The organism is Sulfobacillus harzensis (assembly GCF_012933365.1).
Taxonomy (GTDB): Bacteria; Bacillota; Sulfobacillia; order Sulfobacillales; family Sulfobacillaceae; genus Sulfobacillus_B; species Sulfobacillus_B harzensis.
In genome coordinates, this window is record NZ_JABBVZ010000168.1 from 1 (window position 1) to 4797 (window position 4797).

Below are 4797 nucleotides of genomic sequence, written 5' to 3' on the forward strand. Positions count from 1 at the left end.
TGACAGCGAGGTTATACGCTCGCCGGGCGATCGTCCCCCGACGACCGCGTGCTGTTGCGTACCCTTCGTGCTGTTGCGTACCCTTCGTGCTGTTGCACCACCATTAAGTCACTTTATCCACACCCTTGACATAGACCGTCTCTCGGTTCACACATCATACATGGCGCCGAAGGCCTGAGTTTGAAAGGTCTCTAACAGTTAAGGCGTACCGCACCCGCCTACATACGGACATTGCCATGTGCCCGCCAAACCATGCGTGACTAAAGTCACGAAACAGAAGACAACTCGACTTATGGCGCGACGGTATCCCGACCGACCACGCCCCAGGAACAAAGCTGACGCTGCTCGCGGTGCTGAGCTGCACCGGGGCGCCAGGAGGTAATAGGAGCTGTTCCTCTATAAAGCGTGACATTGGTCACGGTTTTCGGGGCTCGTGCTTTCTAAGATGTCCACAAATGCATGTAACAGGACGAGAACCCGGTAAAGCGACCAACCCAATGCGTTCTCTGCCCGTTCTAGAAAGGATGAACCACCATAGCCAGTCAGATTGAATGCGATAGCATGCGGCACCTATGGAGCCAGGACCTCGTCATTGCCGCGATTCGGGAGCGAGATTGCAATGGCCTACCGCTCAATTCTCAAGCGTTGCTGGAAGAAGACCCAAATCTCCTAGCGGCCGGACGTCGCTACTTCAAATCATGGCCAAACGCGTTGGCGGCCGCGGGCCTTCCACGTCCCGTGCGAGCCTATGGGCGTCAGAGGCCGCATGGCTATTGGACCGTGGATCGTCTAGTGGAAGAAATTCAGAGCCGCGCGCAGCGAGGCGAGCCGCTCAACGCTAGCGCTGTACAACGGGACAACAATCCGCTCATCGCGGCCGCCACGTACCATTTTGGGTCGTGGTCTGAAGCCTTGCGTGTGGCTGGATATGATCCAGACGCGATCCGCCGCAATCGTCATCATTCCCCGCAAACCGTGAAAGCCGAAATTCAGGAGTTGCTAAACCGACACGCCGACCTTCGAGTTAATAGCGTGCGCGTCCAAAACGCGGCCCTTCTCTGGGCTGCCCGCAAGTACTTTGGCACATGGGCCCAGGCTGTCGCGTGCACTCGGGAGACAGCGAACGCAAACCAACCGGATTAATGAGCCCGAGAAGCAAGGCAATGACAGAACGGGCATCGCAGGCATGTGACGCGATGGCTCGCAGAACGACATAGACAGAGGAATTACCGCCTATGTCACGCCTGTCGGTTTCCAGACGCGCTCGGCAGCGAACCGGGATGAGCACGGTGCCACGCTGTCCATCGGGCCACACCGTCCGGCGCCGGTACAATCCGGTTCCGGCCATCGTGCTTCGCGGTATAGACCGCCGCGTCGGCCTCCTGTTCCAGAACCTCAACGATCGTTGCCGCCGTTCCCGGCGTCCACACCGTAATCCCGACCGATATGGTAAGGTGCACTACCGTGTCGGCATCGCGTCGCATCGGGTTGTCTTGGACCCGCTGGCGCATCGTGTCGAGTCGCTCCACCGCGGCATCCCAAGGGCAGAAGGGCAACAACACGGCGAACTCCTCGCCCCCCCAACGGGCCACCATATCTGGCCACGGCGCTTCGGTCGTGCGGAATTGGTCCGCCAGTTGGGAACTCACCGCGCGAATGACAAAATCCCCGACATCATGGCCCCAGGCGTCGTTCACCCGCTTAAAGTGATCGGCATCGATGATGGCCACCATGGTGGGAATCTGAGCGGCAAACAATCGGGCCGCATACTCCTCCATAGCCCGGCGATTGGGCAGCCCGGAAAGAAAATCCGTAAGTGCCGATCGTTGCTGCACTCGAAGTTCGTCCGATTGTTCCAGGAATTTTCGCTGCAAGCTCAACCTCTTTTGGAATTGCCAATAGAGGACCGTGAAGACAAAATAGCCGATGACACCATAGCCATGCAACAGGAGTGCGAAGGGGACAATGACCACCATCGCGGGTCCCATCATCGCTGGCAGCAGGCGCCCCGCCACGTGCCACTGCTTTACCGGAACGCGCGCGAGCACCAGGAAGAAAGACATATTCGCCACTTCTGCCAACCCCAACGCGACCATCAGGCGACCGATCACCCAAGTCGCCACCAGGATGAATCGCGCCGTAAGTATGGGCAACGCGAGGTTCGGCAGGCCCGGCCACCCGATGAGTGCGAGCGTCTTCCATGCCCCCACACCCGCCACCAGGGTCGCGCCGTCCAGGATCAGGTTATATGGTAGCGTCTGCGCAATGCGTCGGGGCTTCATAGTGTGGGGATTCTCATCAAACCACCCAATGAGCGCGGCCATTCCGGGGCGATCAGGCCGACACCCCATCCAGACGCGTAAACCCGACTGGACTAGTAGCGATCCCCAAATCACCGCCAGGCCCGTCCCGATGCCGTACTGAAAACCAATCACCACCGCCAGCACGAATTCGACGTTCAGACGCGGTTGGAAGTTGTGGGATTTGCTGTGTACGGGATTGGTCAGGGGGGTTCTGTGGGTCATGATGACACCGGTCGCCACCACCAGGACTACCGTGCTCCACCACGGCAGAATGCGGTGAAAGCCCGGCAATCGCAGGCCCGCCCCTATCCCGCCTACCGTCACAAGCACGGACAATAGAAAAAGGCCGCGTTCCCACCAACCAGTCGGCTGACTGATCATTGGGGTGGCCTCAGTCGCGTGTTGACTCTGTGGGCAGCGCGAACGATCGAACAGGGCCTGTCCCTCCCTAGGCAGCATTTCAAGGAAATTCGCACACCAACGCGGCAAATTCAGCCCGAAAGGGGAAAAATTCCATCATATACGCGCTTCGCGACCAACCTGAGCAGAACCTTTTTTCAAGATAGTCATGATTTGTCTAAATTTGTCGCTCACCGCCGCTTGGTTCCCATGGTGTATCCGTTCTTAAGACCCCGTTCGCGCTGCGGCCACCTCTCCGAGGCGTACGGGCCAAGTTCATAAGAGTTTTCGGCTGCGGCGTGGCAGAGCGGCCTTGCGCCAATAGCGTACAGTCCGGCTCAAGACTTGACGAAGTTCGCCACGGACAATCGCTCGTTATACCTACCCTTTAACCCGAGGTGGCGACTTAGCGGCCAATGACGACATTTCCATTCCGCCATAGGTACGTCGTGTCGACTAAGGGCGCAGGGGTTTGCCATACCAGCTCGGATCGTTTGGCGCATACGTGTACGATAAAGTGATCGCTTGCTGGGCGAGCTGATTTACCCAAAAGTAATAGGCGTTTTCGAACGACGACCAATACAGCGGCGGTTGACCGAGCGCATTCCATTTTTTCAAGAATTGGTTGGCGTGACCATAGGGAGCACTTTGGACAATAATCCAGTGCTCCCGCTGTGTGAGCGGGGCGTTAGCCTTCGGAGGTATCGGGAGGCCGAGCTGGACGTCGCGTTGGATTTTGGCGGATGCGTAGCGTTTGGGCCTTGCTTTGATGGGATGGTGCGTCGTTGTCGAGGCGACCTGGTGCGATGTCGTCACCAGCGCGTAAAGCCCGATGCTCCCTACTGCCACAAGGGGCAGGACATACGAAACCGAGATTTTCATTGGTCTCACTCCTCGTTCAATCAATGGTTGGCTCGCTGTCCGCGGACTTGGCACGCCTACGCAATAGGCATGGGTGCGGACAAGCGAAATATAGCGAAGGTCGCCGAGTGCGGTTACAAGCGGCGGTGTGCATCACACCCCTCTTCCCTTTTATAACCGGCTGGAAGCGGAAAACGTCACATTCGTCCGAGCTTCTTGAGGAAACGGCCGCCCGAAAGCTCAGCAAACCCTTGGGCCCACACCTGACGTCATAGTCGGGGCAATCGTTCGTACTTGACGCTCCAGCCTGGTGGCCGCTAGGGCTTGGTGCTATAGCCAAGCAAGGATTTATGGTGTTCTGCTCTGCTACCATCGACGCTGCGCATTCTAGGGATATTGGACATGTAAGATAGCGTTGACCACAGTGTGGTTAGGGAATACAACGAAGTAAACGGGAAACCGTCCACCAGCGCACAATGTGCGTCGGTTTCAATCACGGGGAATTGCTGGGGATTTTCGGAGACACGGTTGGGTACGGACGAGTGCTTTTAGAAAACGCTCTCCGAGGCCGGGGCGTGCCCTTCATACCACGCCACCGTGTCTTCCACATTCGTGTTGGGCACCGGCACTCAAACGAACCGGGAGGCTCATACCTTCAGCTTCGATTGACGCAATTCGCGGGTGATTCGATCCCGAACCTGATCCCAATCCCGGGGGTTGGCATCCGGGTCGGCCAGTCGTTGCCGAATGACTTCTTTGTGCCAGTCGGGCACAGGAACCCGGTCTTCGCTCGCCGTAATACGATCCCAAAGGGACTGGACATAATCGACCTTTTCCTCGGGTGATAGCTCATTGAATCCGGACGGGGGCCATGGAACTCCTGCAGACATGCCCACACCTCCATTTCATTCCATGATACCACGCGCCAATCGGCGCGCGAAAAACCCGGATCCGTAATCACTTGACATAACCAAAGCCCTGGCGGAATGGATCGTCTGCGACATCAGACCCAGTAAGTCAATTGCACACTGCCCCCGTTCAGTGATTCGCCTACGAAGGAACTGTGAGTAATCGAACCGCTTGCCGTTCAACCCACATTCTGCCACTGTAATCCAGGGGAGAGATGTTGATGGAGTTGCAGTGCTCGTTTTGCGGTAGTAAAGTGGACCCCGTTGTCAAGACAGTTTTTTAGTCCCTCAAGTGTGAGACTGTAATCCCCTTTCTTTGTCTTACT

Annotated in this window: 4 protein-coding genes; 1 reads left to right on the forward strand and 3 read right to left on the reverse strand. The window is 57.3% G+C overall.

Annotated elements, in window-relative coordinates; all coding sequences use genetic code 11:
- Nucleotides 1–561 precede the first annotated feature (561 nt).
- Nucleotides 562–1143: a homing endonuclease associated repeat-containing protein gene (locus HIJ39_RS21475; RefSeq protein ID WP_169103085.1), complete on the forward strand. Its 582-nt coding sequence runs from the start codon at nucleotides 562–564 to the stop codon at nucleotides 1141–1143.
- A 95-nt stretch (nucleotides 1144–1238) separates the two neighbouring features.
- Here the strand turns inward: HIJ39_RS21475 and HIJ39_RS21480 are convergent, their stop codons facing one another.
- The 3 genes from HIJ39_RS21480 to HIJ39_RS21490 form a co-directional block, all read right to left on the reverse strand.
- A complete protein-coding gene (locus tag HIJ39_RS21480) occupies nucleotides 1239–2684 on the reverse strand; it encodes a GGDEF domain-containing protein (protein ID WP_169103086.1) in 1446 nt (481 codons plus the stop codon).
- A 474-nt stretch (nucleotides 2685–3158) separates the two neighbouring features.
- Complete coding sequence (locus HIJ39_RS21485; RefSeq protein ID WP_169103087.1) at nucleotides 3159–3584, reverse strand: hypothetical protein; 426 nt, start codon at nucleotides 3582–3584, stop codon at nucleotides 3159–3161.
- Nucleotides 3585–4210: 626 nt separating this feature from the next.
- Nucleotides 4211–4453: an addiction module protein gene (locus HIJ39_RS21490; RefSeq protein WP_169103088.1), complete on the reverse strand. Its 243-nt coding sequence runs from the start codon at nucleotides 4451–4453 to the stop codon at nucleotides 4211–4213.
- Nucleotides 4454–4797 lie beyond the last annotated feature (344 nt).

Excerpts from the sequence above, each read along its gene's own strand:
- HIJ39_RS21475 (WP_169103085.1), top strand. The coding sequence starts at position 562 with ATGCGGCACCTATGGAGCCAGGACCTCGTCATTGCCGCGATTCGGGAG.
- HIJ39_RS21480 (WP_169103086.1), bottom strand. The coding sequence starts at position 2,684 with ATGATCAGTCAGCCGACTGGTTGGTGGGAACGCGGCCTTTTTCTATTG.
- HIJ39_RS21490 (WP_169103088.1), bottom strand. The coding sequence starts at position 4,453 with ATGTCTGCAGGAGTTCCATGGCCCCCGTCCGGATTCAATGAGCTATCA.
- HIJ39_RS21485 (WP_169103087.1), bottom strand. The coding sequence starts at position 3,584 with ATGAAAATCTCGGTTTCGTATGTCCTGCCCCTTGTGGCAGTAGGGAGC.